This window comes from Acidithrix sp. C25 (genome assembly GCF_904848545.2).
In genome coordinates, this window is the sequence record NZ_CAJHCI020000003.1 from 77,882 (window position 1) to 94,512 (window position 16,631).

The following is a 16,631-nucleotide window of genomic DNA, read 5'->3' on the forward strand; positions in this document are numbered from 1 at the left end:
GTCCCTATTTGACCGGTAACTATTGAGCCGACTTTTCATTGTGGCCACCAAATCCCTTTCGCATCGCTGAAAGGATTTGATTTCCAAATCGATCTAGGTCTCGTGATGCAAATCGAGAGTAGAGCGCTGATGTTAGGACTGGAGCAGGAACTCCTTCTTCCACTGCTGCGAGAGCGGTCCAGCGACCTTCGCCGGAGTCTGATACCTTTCCGGAGAATTCACTGAGATCTGGCGATTCAGCCAGAGCTAAGGCGGTTAGATCCAAAAGCCAAGAGGCAATTACGCTGCCGCGACGCCATACTTCTGCGACGTCCGCTATGTTGATGTCAAATTGGTAATATTCTGGGTGATCCAATGGAGCTGTCTCAGCGTCGGCATCTCGCTGATGTTTTCCTATATTTGCATTTTTTAGAATGTTGAATCCCTCAGCATAGGCAGCCATAGCCCCGTATTCAATGCCGTTATGAACCATTTTTACGAAGTGGCCAGCTCCGTTTGGGCCGCAGTGGAGATATCCTTTTTCTGCTGCTGAGATCTCGCCGACTCGGGTAGCGCTTCTGGGAGCTGCATCATAGCCAGGTGCTATTGTTTCAAAGATTGGATTGAGGTGGTTTACTGTTTCTACCTCTCCTCCGATCATCAGGCAGTAGCCTCTCTCTAGGCCCCAGACGCCTCCTGATGTGCCTACGTCTACATAATGGATGCCCAATTCGAAGAGGCGATGAGCGCGATCGATATCGTCGCGATAGTAGGAGTTTCCTCCATCGATGATGATGTCGTCTTTTGTCATATGACTAGCCAACTCTTCGACAGTATCATGTGTAATCGAACCGGCAGGTACCATTATCCAAGCTGCTCTTGGTGTGGATAATTTAGATACGAAGTCAGCGATTGAATCTGCTCCGATCGCTCCCTCTTTGACTAGCTCATTTACCGCATCTGGATTGACGTCGTAAACGACAGCCTCATGTCCGTCGCGCATTAAGCGTCGAACCAGGTTTGCACCCATTCTGCCTAGTCCAACCATTCCAAGTTGCATAGTAATAATGCCTTTCGTTTAGCTGCTGATGAGTACCAAAATTAATTGTAGGTTCGGTACTCTAATTAGAAGTTTGGGAGTAGTGCGATGAGATAAGCCGCCTTAGTAGACGTTGACTTTACCCCAACTCTGTCATTTTCAAAGATGCGATGTGTCGTCTTTGTTACCTCATTGTTTTTGCGTACGACTCCTTTAGATGTAAGCCTATAGCGAATATGGGTTTTTTTTCCTAAATTTCGAGTCGAAGTGGTTCTCCGATAAAAACTATGGCTTGACCGAGGAGGATTTATCCCTAGATGTCTTATTAATTTGGTGATGGTCGCGGCCGGCGACAACTATTTATCGTATTAGATCGCTCATCAAGCGATGTGTTATGAGAGATAGACCTGATGAGCTTTGCTAATTGAACCTGTGATTCCAACGCATAAGAAATGAATCCTAAGATGCCGTGGATGGGTGAGTCTTTCGATGTTTATCGAAGTTGAAACGGTTGCAATTCGTGGATGGAATTAAAGGATAGGTTAACTCTTTTATAATCGGGTAACCTTTATCGGCCATTTTTTGTTTTAGGCGACCAGTGATATGGGCCAGGGTGAGATCTTATTTAGAGGCCGATTCAATCTATCCTTTGCTCTACTCTTCATCACTAAAGGAGATGGCGCGATAGATATGGCGCGATAGGACCGGAGTAAGTTGCTGTCTTCGAGGATGAAGCTAGATGGTAGCGCGCCTAGGTAGAACGGATCAAAAAATCGATGAGAGCCAAGATGATAGACCGGCCCCTAAAAGAGGAAGTGAGAGACCCTGTTAATCGCACCTTTCGGCGAAGCAAAGTAAAGTAAGGATGAATGAAAATGGCGTAAAGCTTGTTTTGCAAATCTGGCCATAGCCTATAGGCAAAGTACCACTGATTTTTGGAAAGCTTTGAACTCCTATCTTTCCAAAGCGGCTATGGATGAATTTTCGCTAGGGTGAACTGCGCTTGGCTAGCCCTAAGCAGCGGCGTGCGTCATGAATGAAAGAGGTTGTAAATCATGTAGAAGCTGATAACAATCACACTGCAATGCTACATAGATGATGGAGGTAGGCCCTCCGGGATCGCCTTTTGGGAGGAGATTCCAAACCACCGTACGGGGCATTAGCTAAAGACTGTTGTCCAAAGCGGTACGGAAAAGTTAGAGCAATGACTCTTTCAGGTATGAGTTAAGAAGACGAGTGAAAACAAACCACTGACGAAGCGTTCGAAATTGGTATGGATGATGTCGAAACCGAGGGACGTCGAACTTTCGGGACAACTTGGAGACTAACCCAATTAGTGCTCCTTGGGCATCCGGCGTGTAGGTGGCGTGAGCTTAACATCAGGCGTTTATGTGGAACATGAGAACCCAGTCCTAGACGTTCTTGGCTAAGGCCACATGGGCTAAGCCCAAAGATGAGGAAAAACCTACAAGTTGCAGATCAACAAGAGGGAAAGTACCAAATGCCTATGGATTGGGGGCGGACCATCCCGTAGTAGCTACGAAGTCCTTGTAATGAGGATGGAGCCAAGGGGATGGAGTAAACAGCAGATCTAGTTGTAATTGGCAAATGAACAACTTCTCAAGGTAAAAGTTGAGAGGGAGGGATCAAATGACAAGACCACGACAAGAAAAAGCTTTTGACAAAAGACAAGTACGTCGTACTTAAAGCATACAAAGAGGCAAAAGCCAATCGAGGAGCACCAGGGATTGATAAGCAGTCCATCTCAGTCTTTGAGATGGATCTAAAGAACAATCTCTACCAACTCTGGAATCGAATGGCTTCTGGAAGTTATTTTCCAGCGGCAACTAGATATGTCGAGATAGACAAGTCAGATGGCGGTAAAAGAATCCTAGGTATTCCAACCGTCAAAGATCGCATCGCCCAAGGGGTAGCTAAAGCCTACATAGAGCCAAGATTGGAAGAGGTCTTCCACGAAGACTCCTATGGTTACAGGCCGAATCGCTCAGCCCATGATGCCATTGAAAAAGCACGCAAGAGATGTTGGAAGTACGATTGGGTCATTGATCTAGATATCAAGGCCTTCTTCGACACAATAGATCATGAACTGCTGCTAAAAGCTGTCTCTATGCACGTATCAGAGCCATGGATAATTCTCTACATCAAACGTTGGTTGAAAGCTCCAATGCAAAACAAAGATGGACAACTAATAGATCGAGAGCAAGGATTACCCCAAGGCGGGGTGATTTCTCCGATTTTGGCGAATCTGTTCTTACATTACGCTTTTGACAAATGGATGGTAAAGAACTTACCCTATGCCCCGTTTGAACGATACGCGGATGACCTTTTGGTACATGTGAAAACAAAGAAACGAGCCGAAGAGATCCTAGAGGCTATAGGTCAGAGAATGACGCAGGTCAAGTTGGAGTTACATCCACAAAAGACCAAAATCGTCTATTGTAAGGACTCCAACCGTAAAGGAGAGTTCGAACAAATACGCTTTGACTTTCTAGGATTTACCTTTGCACCACGCTACGCCCGCAATAAGTTCAAGCAGCAGTTTAACAACTTCCTGCCAGCGGCTTCAGATAAAGCGGTAGAAGAAATGGGCAGAGAACTTAGGCGGTTTCGTATTCACCTCCAAACAGGCCAAACCATAGCCGAACTCGCCAGGCTTTACAACCCGGTGATCTTAGGCTGGATCAACTACTATGGACGCTTCTACAAATCCAGATTAGGCCAACTCCTCCGTCGTATCAATATCTATTTGATTAGATGGGCACGCAAAAAGTACAGGCGACTTAGCATACGAGCAAATGCTTGGAAATACCTATCTCAAATAGCCGAACGTGAACCCAATCTTTGGGCTCACTGGTCATTTGGGGTAATACCAAAAGTCGGTTCGCTAGGAGCCGTGTGAATTGAGAGGTTCACGCACGGTTCTGTGAGAGCGGGGAGGGGAAGTTCCTCCCCGCCACTCGACACTAGGTGATCTAACTAGATGAGTAAAGTTGTCATCTAGGGTGGCTAAGTTCCACTCTTTTAGGAGCAAGTTATTAGAAGGTCAAAGTCGTTTTGGGATTTTGGTGTAACTCAAAAACAGTGACCTTGGTCGGGAAGGCGGGATTTGAACCCGCGGCCTCAGCGTCCCGAACGCTGCGCGCTGCCAAGCTGCGCTACTTCCCGCCCGATCCACTACGGTTTGTTTCCGTCGTGAACAGATCTTTATTCTAAGGCAAATTAGCTAGCCTACGGTCGAAGTTCGATTGCTTATTTAGGTCTGATAGCCTCCTAGGTTGGACCTTCAGATCTAAATCAAAGCTGGAAGATCGCTCTAGTGTGTGATAGATATTGGTTTGTAGCTCTCGTCTTGGTATCCCTTGCCACTTAGAACAGCCTTAGCAGCATTTGTTAGTTTGATAGAGTCAAGTGGCTTGACGAGGAATCCCTCGGCTTTGGATCTTCGCGCTAGAAATACATCAGGACGGCGATCTATCAAAATAAGTACTGGAATGTGGGGAAGTCGACCACCTGACTCTTCTAAATGGAGTTCAAGGCACGTCGCCATCGCGCCCATGTTGGTTACTTGGAAGTCCAAAACGGCAAGGTCTGGTGCTGACTTATGACACGCCTCCAAGAATTCTTGCGAACTTGGGAAGGTGGTGATGTCTGAGGTGATGAATTCTAAAGCGGATACGACTTCGGTTAAAACTTGATTCGCGTCGCTCACTACGTAGATGTGGGCCATAGATAAAGATCCTAGCCGGAGATGTAGGTTGATGCAAAAGTGTGCTTGGATATAGAGGGTTTTTTGGCATCATATTAGATAGCGGGCCATTTGAGCAAGGTCTTCTAAGTTGGCAATATCTCGATTCAGCGTGGGGATTCTTATGATTCTCTCGGAGTTGAGTGCTGCAGAGATCTTTTGAATTTCCCGGTTCTCAAACTCCTTTAAAACCTTCATTTTTGAAAGATTGTCCTGAAGTTTGGCGAGATCATCCTTTGAAAGGCCTTCATTTTGATCAATGGGTTCACCTGGAATCGAAAAGTCGGGGGTCTCCCTATTTGAAATCAATCCAGAGAGACTAAATCCAAAACCAGTCAACTTTTCCCCGAATGTCATGCTTTCACTGATGGTGTCGCCTCGGGGGGCGGTAACTAGAACGAATGCTGTGGTTTGCTCATGAAGAAGTGACTGGACCGCCTCAGCCCGCGATCTAAAGCCGTCTTCCATGCCCTCGAAATCCTGAAAGAACGCAACGGCCTCATCGACAATCTCTGACCCAACGACACGCGATATGGTCCGTAGCACTGCCTTAGTGGCAAATGTGAGGGGTCGAAGAATTGCTGGGCCCGGTGTCATGATGAGCCGAAAGACCCGATTGTCGAGAAATGACATTAACCTGCGCGGAGCATCTAGAAAATCCAGGGCGTTATAGCTAGGGGGAGTGTCGACGATTAGGAGTTTGAATCTTGAGTCGTTGTGTAGTTCGAATAACTTCTCCATTGCCATGTACTCTTGGATTCCAGAGAGGTTTTTGGTTAGATTTTGGTAGACGCGATTCGACAGGATTTTGCCAGCTTGTTCTTTTGTCTTTGCGTACTTGACTATCAATTCATCAAAGGTTGCATCTGCGTCTAGCATTACCGCGAAGAGTCTTCCTGGTGAACTGGTTCCGATCTCAACTGGATCGTTTCCTATCGTCTCGATACCCAGGGCATCAGCAAGACGTCTGGCGGGGTCTATCGTTACAACACATGTGTCAATACCTGAAAGAGCTGACCCAATGGCTAATGCTGCAGAGTTTGACGTTTTACCTACACCGCCCGGCCCAGTCATTATGATGACAGTCTTTTCCCGAATCAGGCTGCTTAGTTTTGAGGTGTTGATGGCGATTGCATTTTTGTTCGCGTCCAAGATGACCTTCTATCTGACTGATGGCGAATTGAGCAAGCGAGCGAGCTCAACGATATGTTGAATCCGAATTTGTGTTGTGAACAAAAATGGCAACTGAATCGTATCGGTTTCATTTAGGGAGCGACCGAGTAATTCTAGATTGCGGACTTGCATGGCTGAACGCGATGCAATGTATTGATAGGCTGCAGCGATCGATGTAGACCTTGCGGAGGCCTCGAGCGTGGCCTTGGCTTCATCACTCAAGGAAGGAGGATTGATGACTTGATTTATAATTACCGGCCCAAGGTTTATCACCGAAAGGTCTCGCAGTCGTGAGATCGTCTCTATCGTCTCTAGAACCGGCGTCTCTTCGGCAAGGCTTACCATTATGAGTCGAGATCGACTTGGATCTTTAAGAAGTTCCTCTACCTCCTGGGATTGTGTCTTGAGTAATCCTACATTTGCGATATTACTGAGCCCCTTTGGGCTAGATAAAAAGGTCAAGAGGTGACCTGATGCTGGTGCATCTAGGACAATCGTGTCATATTCGCCCGAGCGTTCCATCTGTTTTAGCTTGGCCAGAATTAGTAGCTCTCTGATTCCAGGAACGGCTGTGGCTATTACTGATACAACTCCGCTTGAAATCAGCCTTCGTCCCATAGAGGCCATTCCATGGTCCTCTAGATACTCAATAAGTATCTCTTCAGGCCTTAGCTTTAGGATATCAAGGCGTAGATCATCGTTGAATGGCTCTGATTTTGATTGAAGAGCAACACTTAGCTCGGCTGTAATTGGGCTTTCGCCCAGACATACAAGAACTGTTTTTCGTTTGGCGAAAGCTGCGGCACTGGCGATCGTGGCAGCAAGTGTTGATTTGCCCACGCCGCCTTTACCCGCGACAATTAAGACCTTGGTCTTTTGGATCGTCTCGATCACTCTACTTCTCCATAATGGCCAAAGGGCGCGCCAGGGACCCCCACAATGCCGCTTTTAGGGCTATACCCAAATCTTGATAATTACTTAAGTAGCTTTTCTACGGTGGCAACTGGCGCCATCGAACAAATAGAACCCGGTTGGTTTTTATCAATCTTACAGATGCTTGCAATTATAAGGTTGGCCGATGGCAGAATGGCCTGATTGGTTACCGTTCCTGTAATGGTAAGGCTGCCAGCTATTGAGGCTCTCGAAAGACCGGCAAGAATTGCAGGCGAGTAGGCTGGTCCGCCCTCGATCAGCTGATTGCCATAGTCGATAAATGGGATACCAGTCGCAGTCGCAGTGTAAGGAGGTTTGTCGTATGTATTGAAGATATTATTTTGCGCTGTTGTTGGAGTTTGAAGTGTGGTGTAGCTTCCGTTGGATGGAATATTAGTTTGCATCTCGACGCTCTGGAAGTTGATATAGGGGCTTGAGTACGACGATCCATAGAAGCTGAAGGTTTGAGTGTTGGGATAGACGTCAGTGCTTGACGAGGACGTCGTATGCAGATTCTTGAAGGTTCCAAATTTTGATAGAGCAATTATGAGGGGCCAGCGTTGCGCTGCACAATAGGGGCAGTAGTCGGCGCCCATGTAAAGCACTACTGGTTTTGAATTACTGGTGAGTAGCGCGGTGTTCTTTACAGCATATGGAAGTGGAATTGAACTAGTGGGCACGGTTGCTGCTGCAAGTGCAGAGTTCGGCACCTTCGTTACAGCTGAAACAACTGCAGCTGGCGCAAGCGAGTTTGTCGCGGTCGCCGATGATGAACTTTTGTTTAGCTTGATTAAAATAAAGGTCGCAATGACTGCAACGATTACAACTAGGGCGGTAGCCGAATAGACCATACCCTTTTGTGATCCACTATTTTTCGCGGCGGTCACTTGACGTGAGGACTTCGTTGACTTTTTAGCTTTTTGTGCCATAAATTTTTTCAAGCTCCTTGTAGTAGCACGATAGCGCCGTCAATAACTCGCCCAGTGGCTTTGACTCTTGCCATTTAACCTAGTACCCTTTGGGTTTTTAAGAGATAATTCGAGGCATTTATCCACTTCAAATTGGTTGTCAATCAGAAAATCAAATGAAGTATTAGCGTTTTTTCAGCGCTGTTGGGCCGACGCTGCTCTATTGGAATTGGCGATTCGATCTAAAACTTCACCTGGGGGATTTCCTTTGATTTTTAGTGCATGGCAGTTGATGAGTGCCGGGTCGCTTCAGGACCGCTTCTGTTTAGGGCGCACCCTATCTCGCTGGCTATTAGGTTCACATTGTTTGAAATGTGAAGCTCAGGGTTACTTAAAATTTTAAAACCATTAAAAAACATCGTTATCAAGGTTGTAGCATGTGTCGATATCGGTTTTGAGAGACCCAGATTCTCATGGCCGATTTTTGCTTTAGGGTCTGGTTGTGGTTCGCTATCCATAGCAAGGGAGGTGAGTAGAGGTGGTGTTGGATTTGACGCGACAGAGTGTTAAGTCACAATCGATATTTCTGGATGGTTCCAAAGTTTCATTCTTGGACGTAGGAACAGGAGGAAATGTCTTAATGGTTCCAGGATGGTCTCTCTCTCCCCGGATCTATTGCGATAGCGTCTTAGAACTTGCTCGCCAAGGGTATCGGGTGGTTGTACCTGAGATCTACGGCGGCAGTTCAAAGATAAACCTCGACAACGGTCTTAGCTCCTTGAGTAATTTTGTTGCAAGGTTTGGCGAATTTGTTTTTGGCGGAGAGACCTTTAGTTTGATTGGTCACTCACTTGGTGGCGGCATCTCTACTTCTTTGGCCGCTAACCACCCTTTGCTTGTATCGAGACTGGTATTAATAAGTTCAGTTGGTCATCCCGACTGGATAGATCGCAAGGGTTTGAGCTCAACTCTTGGCAACCGTTCAATTAACGATTGGGCCGGAGCTTTTTTGGTAGATTTACGACGAACCAAGGAGCGTTCCTACCTGCCTCAGGTCATCGTAGAGGCGGTTGGTGAATTTGCTAAGAATCCCGCAAGAGTCGTAAAGTGTGCACTGATTGCAAAGGCAGTTGACCTAAGGGCTGAGATGGCCCAAATAAAGAGTCGCCAACTCCCTGTCCTTTGCATTTGGACCAAAGACGATGTTGTTATTCCACGTGAGAGTTTTTTGGGCTTGGTCGACGCTATTGGGGCCAGTTCTGTCGAACTTGATGGAACACATAGCTGGGCTTTCGAGGCGCCCATGCAATTTTCGGGGCTGATTAGTGGCTTTTTAGCGGATTAGAAGATAACTCTCAGCCTAACGGACCCATAGTTCAACCGCCCCTTAACTCGTTGCGAGAACTGTTCAATATTGCAATTTGACCTTTTGAGCTCCCTACTGTGATTTGAATGTTATGGGGATCGATATCAGTGTTGAAAAATGCCGAACATAAGTCCAAGACTTTCGCTTTGTTTGATCGGTTCTAAGGGTGAGTAACTTAGATCGAGTCGCTCTTACTGGGGAATATGACTACTTGGAGGAGCTCATTAGCTGTAATTTGAGCTATTTTTACAATTTTGAAGATGAATTACTATTTCCAACTATCAATTTGAAAGAATCTGAGGTGATATACGGACTAGGTTTATGGGTTATGGAGCCTCGTGATGCAGCAACTGTAATGCTAGTTAGGAATAGTGACAACTCTTCGGAAGGTCCAATTGAGGTCTTTATGCTCCGGCGTAATCTCAATCTTGACTTTGTCGGAGGTGCCTATGTCTTTCCTGGGGGAGCAGTGGATGAACTTGATCAAGCCATCGCCGACGATCAGGAATTGGCTGGACGCCCCGACCATAAGTCTGGCTCACTTCTGGGAACCAATGATGGAGGGGTCAAGTTTTGGGTCGCAGCAATAAGGGAGTGTTTCGAAGAAGCAGGAGTGCTGCTGGCGCGAAGAAGCGCTTCCGAGGGGGTGCTTTCACTCGTAGATGCAGGTGATCGCGCACTTTTTGATGGCTATCGTCAAGCGTTGAATCGAAAGGAGGCAACCTTTGAATCGATACTTCGCGCAGAGGGTTTGACTTTACTATCGGATTCAATCTTTTACTTTAGCCATTGGATAACTCCCGAAGGAGCTCCAAGGCGCTACGATACGCGTTTCTTTGTCGCTGTTGCTCCTCCAGATCAAGTTGCTTTGCACGACAATGGCGAGACCGTCGCTAATTGTTGGATCTCGCCAAATGACGCCTTAAATCGCCATCGCAATTCGGAGTTCGATTTGATCCTTCCAACGATCAAAAATTTGGAGGCTTTGGCAAGGTTCTCAAATGTGGCGGAGGTGATCAGTGCGGCCAGCGCCTTTGAAACCATCCCGACCGTTCTTCCTCGAATGGTGCCAGATGGTAACGGAGTTCGGATACTCCTCCCAGGAGATCAGGGATACGAAGAGGCACTTTCGGCGGAGTTCTCTCCGACTAGGCCATTGCCTGGGCGCCCTGGCGGTCCTGCAATTTAGAGCAAACAACAGCTTTTAGCGCGAAGTCCGAGACGAAGCTCCGAAGCTTCTTCTTCTATTGAGCTTTTGGTTTGCCTATATGGATTTTAGGATGATCGGTGGCACTGGCCAAGGCAAACTAGCGATCTCATCTAGGGAATTTACTCTTTTTTGTCGAGCTCTATCTTTTTTAGGAGTTGCTCAATTCTCGAAGTACAGCCGGACATCTCTTGAATTGGTGCAATTTCTGTCGTTAACTGTTTTGCGAACTTCCTCATCACTTCTACGGAATGGTCGGGGTCGTTCGAGGTCCACTTTGCTCGCATGTCATTTAAGTTCAGATCTGAATTTGCTTTGGAGATTGGAATTCTTGCCAATACCTCAATGTCCTTGGTAGCCATACTTGAGTCAAGGCCGCTCTTGCCAAATATTTCGTAACGTTGACCGTGGTCGCAAAGAAAATAGGCCATATTTTCTATGAAGCCGAGCACTGAGAGATTCCCCCGTTGAGCCATATCTAGCATGCGTATTGCAACTTCGTTGGCTGCGTCACTTGGGGTTGTGACGATTATGACCTGAGCTTGTGGCAGCATCCTTGAAAGGCCCATCTGAATATCTCCGGTACCTGGAGGCATGTCTATAAGCAAATAATCGATGTCACTCCAATCGACATCCTCTATGAAATGTTGGAAAGCGCGATTTAGAACCAATCCCCTCCACATTATCGCCGAAGTGGGGTCTTGAGAGAGAAATCCCATGGAGACCACCGAGATACTTCCATCGCCGAACTGTATCTTTAGAGGATCAATCTTCCATTGGTCTGTCGTCCCCGACGCCGAGACTTTAGCTTGCATTCCGAGTATCTTCGGTATCGAAAACCCCCATATGTCGGCGTCAAGAATCCCGATGCGATATCCAAGTTCTGCAAGACCGAGAGCCATTGCACTTGTGGTGGTGGATTTGCCTACGCCCCTTTGCCTGAAGCTATTGCGATTATTCTCGCATTGGAGGGAATTGAGTTATTGGGCGCATTTTTGCTTGCAGCCGAGCGAGCAAGTTGCATTGCCTTTGCCTTGTCGGCTTGAGACATAGCTATTACGTTGAACGATACCTTGGCGTTGGGAAGCAGTGTTGAGATCTTTGATGATATCTCTTTTTGAATCTGGCTTCTCAGTGGGCATGCGATCGTCGTCAGGGCAAGGTCGATCTTCACTTCTCCCTCTATGAGATCTATCCCTCCGATCATCCCGAGCTCAACGATTGAGACCTTTAATTCTGGGTCAATAATTGGACTAAGTGTCGCTCTTATTTGTGATGCAATCGTTTTGAATTCAAGGTTTTCTATCATTGCGCTGTTTGTGATCTCAATCGAATCTTCACGAGATGACATAATGAAAGTTCCTTCCAATTTAAGTTTGGTTCGCACCCTTGCATCAAAGCCGCTATAAATGTCTTCTACCAGCAATAGGTTCGTCTTATTTTAAGATCTTGGACTCTTTGGTCTTCTATGGATTCGCTGATTTACTCTGGACTTCTCTGGGTAGGTTGGTTCGGGCCGACCATTATCTTTTACTCAGAGCCTACCTATAGTGAAAAAGTATTGTCCTATTTCTCCTATCTGTGTAGAATAAATTATGAAATACAAATGAATTGGAATTTTTTTGGTAGTTCGCTGGTAGATACTGTTCTAAACAGGATCGAATCTTTGAAAGGACTGGTCATATGGCTTCAGCAAGCAGCATAAAGATTGGTAAGAGACCTTCGTCAATTTTGGTTACGCCAGACGCAGTGTCTAAAGTTGCCGAATTACTCGCAGAGGAAGATGGCGCAGAGGCGCTATTTCTGAGAATTGCAGTAAAGCCAGGCGGGTGTTCAGGTTTTTCATACGATATGTTTTTTGATTCTGAACTCGCTGATGACGATAACGTCAGCGAGTTTGATAATGTCAAGGTCGTAGTGGACTCTTCGTCTCTTTCGTTGATAAAGGGCGCAACGTTGGAGTATCGTGACGGTCTGCAAGGCGCGGGTTTTCACATTTCCAATCCGAATGCATCTAGAACTTGTGGATGTGGATCCTCGTTTTCCTAGTCAGCAAGGTCCTTTGGCTAATCTAGCTTCTCGTGTTTACGGTGAAACCTAGACGTTTTGTCTCTCGGGATTTATCTGGGAATATTTATCTGCGAATTAGAGCCGATCAGTGTGGCTGAAGTGTTCAGCTTAGCACTGTTTTGGCTCTATGGCTTTTTAGACTTAGAAGTGTTGATAGCCCTCACCTGGGATTGTGACAATGTGGAGCCAGGTGGCTCATTCGATAGGTCATATACCTGTTGAATATTGTCATTTTTGTGATCTTTATATTGGTGTTGTTGAAATTATCCGCCAGGGCGCCGATCTTTTTGCCTCATTACCAAAGAAGATCGCACTTAATCTAGCCGATCTCTTTTGCCAAATCTTTAGACCGAGCACACGATCGAACTAGTCTCAACCTAGAAGATTGAGATAACCGCATCTTTTGTCGAAGCAAGGCGTCCATGCGGACGCGGATTTGGGCGAGTCGTTTCAATGCTTCTAGGTAATTCTAAAGACTGTTGATAAGGTCGGATGTTTTGATCCGAGGGGCCTTAACAAAGGTTACTTTTGATGACGGCCAAAGCGATAGCCTACGCTTCGAACCGTTTCAATCATTGATTCGTGTTGCTCACCGAGTTTTGCTCGAAGGCGACGGATATGCACGTCGACTGTTCTTGCACCACCGTAATATTCATACCCCCACACCCTAGAGAGAAGGGTTTCTCTATCAAAAACTCGGCCAGGATGCGACGCCAAAAAGGTTAGAAGTTGATACTCCATATAAGTTAGATCTAACAATTTTCCGCTCACAGAGGCTTGATAGGTCTCCAAGTTGACTTTTAGAGGACCGTATTCAATTAGTTCTTGAGTCAAACCTCGGCCAGTTCTAAAGAAGAGTCTCTGGAGGCGAACTTGGAATTCTCTAGGATCAAGAGGTAACGTTACAAAATCGTCGAATAGATCTTCGCGCAGCTCAAGCTTGTCGAGGTTGGTCCTATCCACGATCAGCAGCAGCGGAGAAATCTGACGTTCTTTGGTTCGAAGGTGACGGCAGATGAAGAAGGCATCGTCGAGATTTTGATCCGCACATATGATTGCTCCAGACCATCCTTCTTCGGGCTCCAGTTGGGTAATTCGCGATATGAGGCCGACCGGTATAAATGGGTAGCCGCCCTCTTCTAGCGTTTTTACCACGTGAAAGGGTGCTGATTCGGGGTAAATAAGTAGTGGTTCCATCTACAACTGCTCTAAGTATCGGTCTAGTTCGAACTGAGATACGTGTGTCTTATAGTTAGACCATTCGTCTTTTTTGTTTCTAACGTACCATTCAAAGACGTGTTCGCCAAGGACTTCTCGCGCAAGGGATGATCGCTCCATCTCTCTTACAGCTTCGTCAAGGTTCCCAGGAAGAGATTCAATTCCAAGAGCATCCACTTCTTCGGTAGAGAGCTTGTAGAGATTGTCTTGGATTTGTGGGGCCAGTTCGTATTCTCCTTCAATGCCAGCCAAGCCAGCTCCTAGTATCGCCGCGAATGCTAGATAAGGATTTACGGCTGGGTCCAATGCCCGATATTCAATCCTTGTGGATTGTGAGTTGGTCGTCTTTGGTGTCGGAACTCTTACTAGAGCCGATCGATTATTGCGTGCCCAGGAGATGTAAACGGGTGCTTCGTATCCCACGACGAGACGCTTGTAGGAGTTGACCCATTGGTTTGTAATCGCGGTAATTTCAGGTGCGTGATGAAGGAGCCCGGCGATAAAGTGTTTTGCGACCTTTGATAAGCCAGTCTCGTCACGATCGTCGTAGAATGCATTTTTGTTATCCTTGAAGAGCGAAAAATGTGTATGCATTCCTGAACCTTGAACTCCAACGATCGGTTTTGGCATGAAGCTCGCCAAAACGCCGCTCGCCGCAGCAATCTCCTTGATGATAAGGCGGGAAGTCATAATGTTGTCTGCCATTGTGAGGGCATCTGTATAACGTAGGTCGATTTCGTGCTGACTTGGTGCGTCTTCATGTTGCGAATATTCGACTGGTATTCCCATATCTTCTAAGGCGAGGACGGTTCTTTTTCGAAGTTGCGAGGGAAGGTTCGAGACTGTAAGTTCAAAGTATGATCCCGAGTCCAAGGGCTTGGGGCCGTTGGATACGTCTTTGTCGAAATAGAAGAATTCGAGTTCGGGGGCTGCGAAGAATGAGTAACCTAAGCTGTGTGCATGATCCAAGGCCCTTCGGAGGGTATTTCTAGGACATCCTTCGAATGGGCTGCCATCGAGATTATAAATATCGCAGAAGACCTGTGCGACGGTTTGGTCCGATGGCAAAAGGCTAAAGGTAGTGGGGTCAGGTAAGGCGATCACGTCGCTCTCTTGAATTCGAGAGAATCCGTCGATAGCCGAACCGTCGAAGGTCATCCCTTCTTCGAGCGCGCTGGAGAGTTCTGCGGGAGTGATTTGAAAGCTTTTTGGAGTTCCCAGGATGTCGGAAAACCAAAGTTGGATGAAACCAACTTTCCTCTCTTCAACAGTCTTTAGGACGTACTCGATCTTTGATTGTTTGTCCGATTTAGTTGCCACATAGTTATTACTAGTAGATGGATTGCAACTTCCCGCTATTTGACCCCTTTATGGGTCTCTCAGTTAATATAGTATTTACAATTGGCCACTTTTTTTATAAATATGACTCAGTTTTGTTGCTTGACTATAACGGTTGCGGATTGGTTTTTGGTTGTGGGGCGCGCTCACCTGAGCATTGGCCCTAAGCCGCTAAATGTCGGCCAACCGATGCGACAAGTTTGTTGTCATAATTGAGGAGGCTGTTGGTAAACCCAAGGCCAGGCCTTCAACGTTGTAGATCCATGTCAGACTGGTTGTGGTAGGTGATAGCGGGTCTTTTCGCTTCTAGTACAGGATCCTCCCCCATGTGTTACTTGCCTCCGCCCCGATGATCGGGGTACCGTTGGCACTTGCTACCTGAAGAGCCGAGGAGCCCATTGTCTCATGCGTTTCCATTTCGGCCTCCGAGGCCAACTATGCATATTAAGCAGCCGATCTGCGGGAGTTTTGGATGGGCTATTTCGTTGGCGGGGCGACCGATGGGAGCGGTAGATGTTGGGCCGATGATGGCAAGCTGGTTCAACTTCGCTCCTGTGTTCTCATCCGCCAATGGACTTTGCCAACGACACTAAATTGGCCCACCACCAAAGATCATTTGCAAAGTCGAATCGGGATGCTGAGGAGGTCGAATGTGAGAACTGGCATCAAGGCGTAAAGAGTGCGATGAAATTGACCGGCCCAACAGATAATACTTTGGAGCGATAAATCTAATTTTATGAAGGGGTTTTAAATATGCACTGGTAGGTAACTCATGAACATAGTTGATCCAAATGCGTAAGGTCTTAGTTGTCGATAAATTGCTCGAGAAATTGAGACGTTCAAGAAACACCACAGCTTAATTTCAAAGATATGAATGAAACACCAAGCCAAGCAAGACAGGGCTATAACGAATATCAAAGCTTGCTCCCTCCAAAGATGAAGGAAATCGGCTTGTATCGAAGAGACTTCTTGGCGTTCCGGTAGTTATGTTTAGAATTGCTCCACTTGGTTACGCAAGTAAAAGAGCATTTTGATAACCTAGCTCAGAGGTGTCAGACCGTCTGCCAAACAAACGGATCGCTATCTTGAAATTGCGGTGACTGTCGTAGCCAAACCCCAGGGTGGAATTTTGGCTAGAGAATATAGATTCATTCACCGAGTTGATTTTTTCCTCCAGGAGTCCCCAGGGAACGTTGCGGTTGCCTGTCAAGAATTTGAGTAAGACTAATGCTTGGGTGCAACCGGTTGGCAAAAAACTGTCACTCCTGGTATCTATTTGGTCAGGATTGTCAGATAATGAGTAATTCTAGCTTTGGCGTAACAAGTTGTTTCAGGGAGATCCTCGCTCTTTCGTTTGAGACAGTGGATGTTGAAATTAATTTTGCGTCGTCTAATTTACCCCAATGCAACACCGTTTAGAAAGTAACACTTTGATATTGGTGTGTTCCTTTCCGAACGTCGGCGAATTGGAAGTTAGTTCAAGTGGCCTATTTGACCGCCATGTAAGTTTGACGACGTGAGCAAGTACCCAAGTTTCAATAGCTGAGAATCTTAGCGATAATAGAAATCTGCGCGATAGAAGTCTTACCGCCACCCATTCATTGCTCGACGATGCCTCCGTGTCACTGAAAGAG

At 46.5% G+C, this 16,631-nt stretch carries 13 protein-coding genes and 1 tRNA gene; 4 read left to right on the plus strand and 10 right to left on the minus strand.

Annotation, left to right across the window (positions count from 1 at the left end; translation table 11 throughout):
• Nucleotides 1-19: 19 nt before the first annotated feature.
• On the minus strand, nucleotides 20-1,039 hold the full coding sequence (gene gnd / locus ACIDITHRIX25_RS99480; protein WP_052604046.1) for a phosphogluconate dehydrogenase (NAD(+)-dependent, decarboxylating): 1,020 nt from the start codon (nucleotides 1,037-1,039) through the stop codon (nucleotides 20-22).
• Nucleotides 1,040-2,696: 1,657 nt separating this feature from the next.
• Here gnd and ltrA point away from each other — a divergent pair.
• Nucleotides 2,697-3,938 carry a group II intron reverse transcriptase/maturase gene (gene ltrA, locus ACIDITHRIX25_RS99485; protein WP_201731844.1) on the plus strand — a complete coding sequence of 414 codons (1,242 nt, stop codon included), beginning with the start codon at nucleotides 2,697-2,699 and terminating at the stop codon, nucleotides 3,936-3,938.
• Between the two features lie 189 nt (nucleotides 3,939-4,127).
• Here ltrA and ACIDITHRIX25_RS99490 read toward each other — a convergent pair.
• The 5 genes from ACIDITHRIX25_RS99490 to ACIDITHRIX25_RS99510 form a co-directional block, all read right to left on the minus strand.
• Nucleotides 4,128-4,204 (minus strand) — tRNA-Pro (locus ACIDITHRIX25_RS99490).
• Nucleotides 4,205-4,352: 148 nt separating this feature from the next.
• Entirely contained in the window at nucleotides 4,353-4,766 is a 414-nt protein-coding gene (locus ACIDITHRIX25_RS99495; protein ID WP_052604045.1) for a response regulator, read from the minus strand.
• Nucleotides 4,767-4,835: 69 nt separating this feature from the next.
• The gene (locus ACIDITHRIX25_RS99500; protein ID WP_201731845.1) at nucleotides 4,836-5,936 is read right to left on the minus strand and encodes an ArsA family ATPase; all 1,101 of its coding nucleotides are present in this window, start codon (nucleotides 5,934-5,936) and stop codon (nucleotides 4,836-4,838) included.
• Between the two features lie 9 nt (nucleotides 5,937-5,945).
• Entirely contained in the window at nucleotides 5,946-6,851 is a 906-nt protein-coding gene (locus tag ACIDITHRIX25_RS99505) for an ArsA family ATPase (protein ID WP_201731846.1), read from the minus strand.
• Between the two features lie 80 nt (nucleotides 6,852-6,931).
• Nucleotides 6,932-7,819, minus strand: a complete 888-nt coding sequence (locus ACIDITHRIX25_RS99510) for a DUF929 family protein (RefSeq protein WP_052604042.1) — start codon at nucleotides 7,817-7,819, stop codon at nucleotides 6,932-6,934.
• Nucleotides 7,820-8,348: 529 nt separating this feature from the next.
• Between ACIDITHRIX25_RS99510 and ACIDITHRIX25_RS99515 the strand changes: the two genes are divergently transcribed.
• Nucleotides 8,349-9,143 carry an alpha/beta fold hydrolase gene (locus tag ACIDITHRIX25_RS99515; RefSeq protein ID WP_201731847.1) on the plus strand — a complete coding sequence of 265 codons (795 nt, stop codon included), beginning with the start codon at nucleotides 8,349-8,351 and terminating at the stop codon, nucleotides 9,141-9,143.
• A 187-nt stretch (nucleotides 9,144-9,330) separates the two neighbouring features.
• Nucleotides 9,331-10,353, plus strand: a complete 1,023-nt coding sequence (locus ACIDITHRIX25_RS99520) for an NUDIX hydrolase (protein ID WP_201731848.1) — start codon at nucleotides 9,331-9,333, stop codon at nucleotides 10,351-10,353.
• A gap of 140 nt (nucleotides 10,354-10,493) precedes the next feature.
• Here ACIDITHRIX25_RS99520 and ACIDITHRIX25_RS99525 read toward each other — a convergent pair whose 3' ends face one another.
• Entirely contained in the window at nucleotides 10,494-11,273 is a 780-nt protein-coding gene (locus tag ACIDITHRIX25_RS99525) for a P-loop NTPase (RefSeq protein WP_201731849.1), read from the minus strand.
• A gap of 23 nt (nucleotides 11,274-11,296) precedes the next feature.
• A complete protein-coding gene (locus ACIDITHRIX25_RS99530; protein ID WP_201731850.1) occupies nucleotides 11,297-11,722 on the minus strand; it encodes a metal-sulfur cluster assembly factor in 426 nt (141 codons plus the stop codon).
• Nucleotides 11,723-12,054: 332 nt separating this feature from the next.
• Here ACIDITHRIX25_RS99530 and erpA point away from each other — a divergent pair, with 332 nt between their 5' ends.
• Entirely contained in the window at nucleotides 12,055-12,420 is a 366-nt protein-coding gene (gene erpA / locus ACIDITHRIX25_RS99535; protein ID WP_052604038.1) for an iron-sulfur cluster insertion protein ErpA, read from the plus strand.
• 543 nt (nucleotides 12,421-12,963) lie between these two features.
• On the opposite strand, the gene ACIDITHRIX25_RS99540 is transcribed toward erpA, so the two are convergent.
• Nucleotides 12,964-13,638, minus strand: a complete 675-nt coding sequence (locus tag ACIDITHRIX25_RS99540) for a winged helix-turn-helix domain-containing protein (protein ID WP_052604036.1) — start codon at nucleotides 13,636-13,638, stop codon at nucleotides 12,964-12,966.
• Complete coding sequence (locus ACIDITHRIX25_RS99545) at nucleotides 13,639-14,979, minus strand: glutamine synthetase family protein (RefSeq protein WP_200891150.1); 1,341 nt, start codon at nucleotides 14,977-14,979, stop codon at nucleotides 13,639-13,641. It abuts the gene before it with no gap.
• Between the last annotated feature and the right edge of the window lie 1,652 nt (nucleotides 14,980-16,631).

Coding starts and splice junctions, on each gene's coding strand:
- gnd (WP_052604046.1), bottom strand. CDS start 1,039: ATGCAACTTGGAATGGTTGGACTAGGCAGAATGGGTGCAAACCTGGTT.
- ACIDITHRIX25_RS99495 (WP_052604045.1), bottom strand. CDS start 4,766: ATGGCCCACATCTACGTAGTGAGCGACGCGAATCAAGTTTTAACCGAA.
- ACIDITHRIX25_RS99510 (WP_052604042.1), bottom strand. CDS start 7,819: ATGGCACAAAAAGCTAAAAAGTCAACGAAGTCCTCACGTCAAGTGACC.
- ACIDITHRIX25_RS99525 (WP_201731849.1), bottom strand. CDS start 11,273: ATGGCTCTCGGTCTTGCAGAACTTGGATATCGCATCGGGATTCTTGAC.
- ACIDITHRIX25_RS99530 (WP_201731850.1), bottom strand. CDS start 11,722: ATGTCATCTCGTGAAGATTCGATTGAGATCACAAACAGCGCAATGATA.
- erpA (WP_052604038.1), top strand. CDS start 12,055: ATGGCTTCAGCAAGCAGCATAAAGATTGGTAAGAGACCTTCGTCAATT.
- ACIDITHRIX25_RS99540 (WP_052604036.1), bottom strand. CDS start 13,638: ATGGAACCACTACTTATTTACCCCGAATCAGCACCCTTTCACGTGGTA.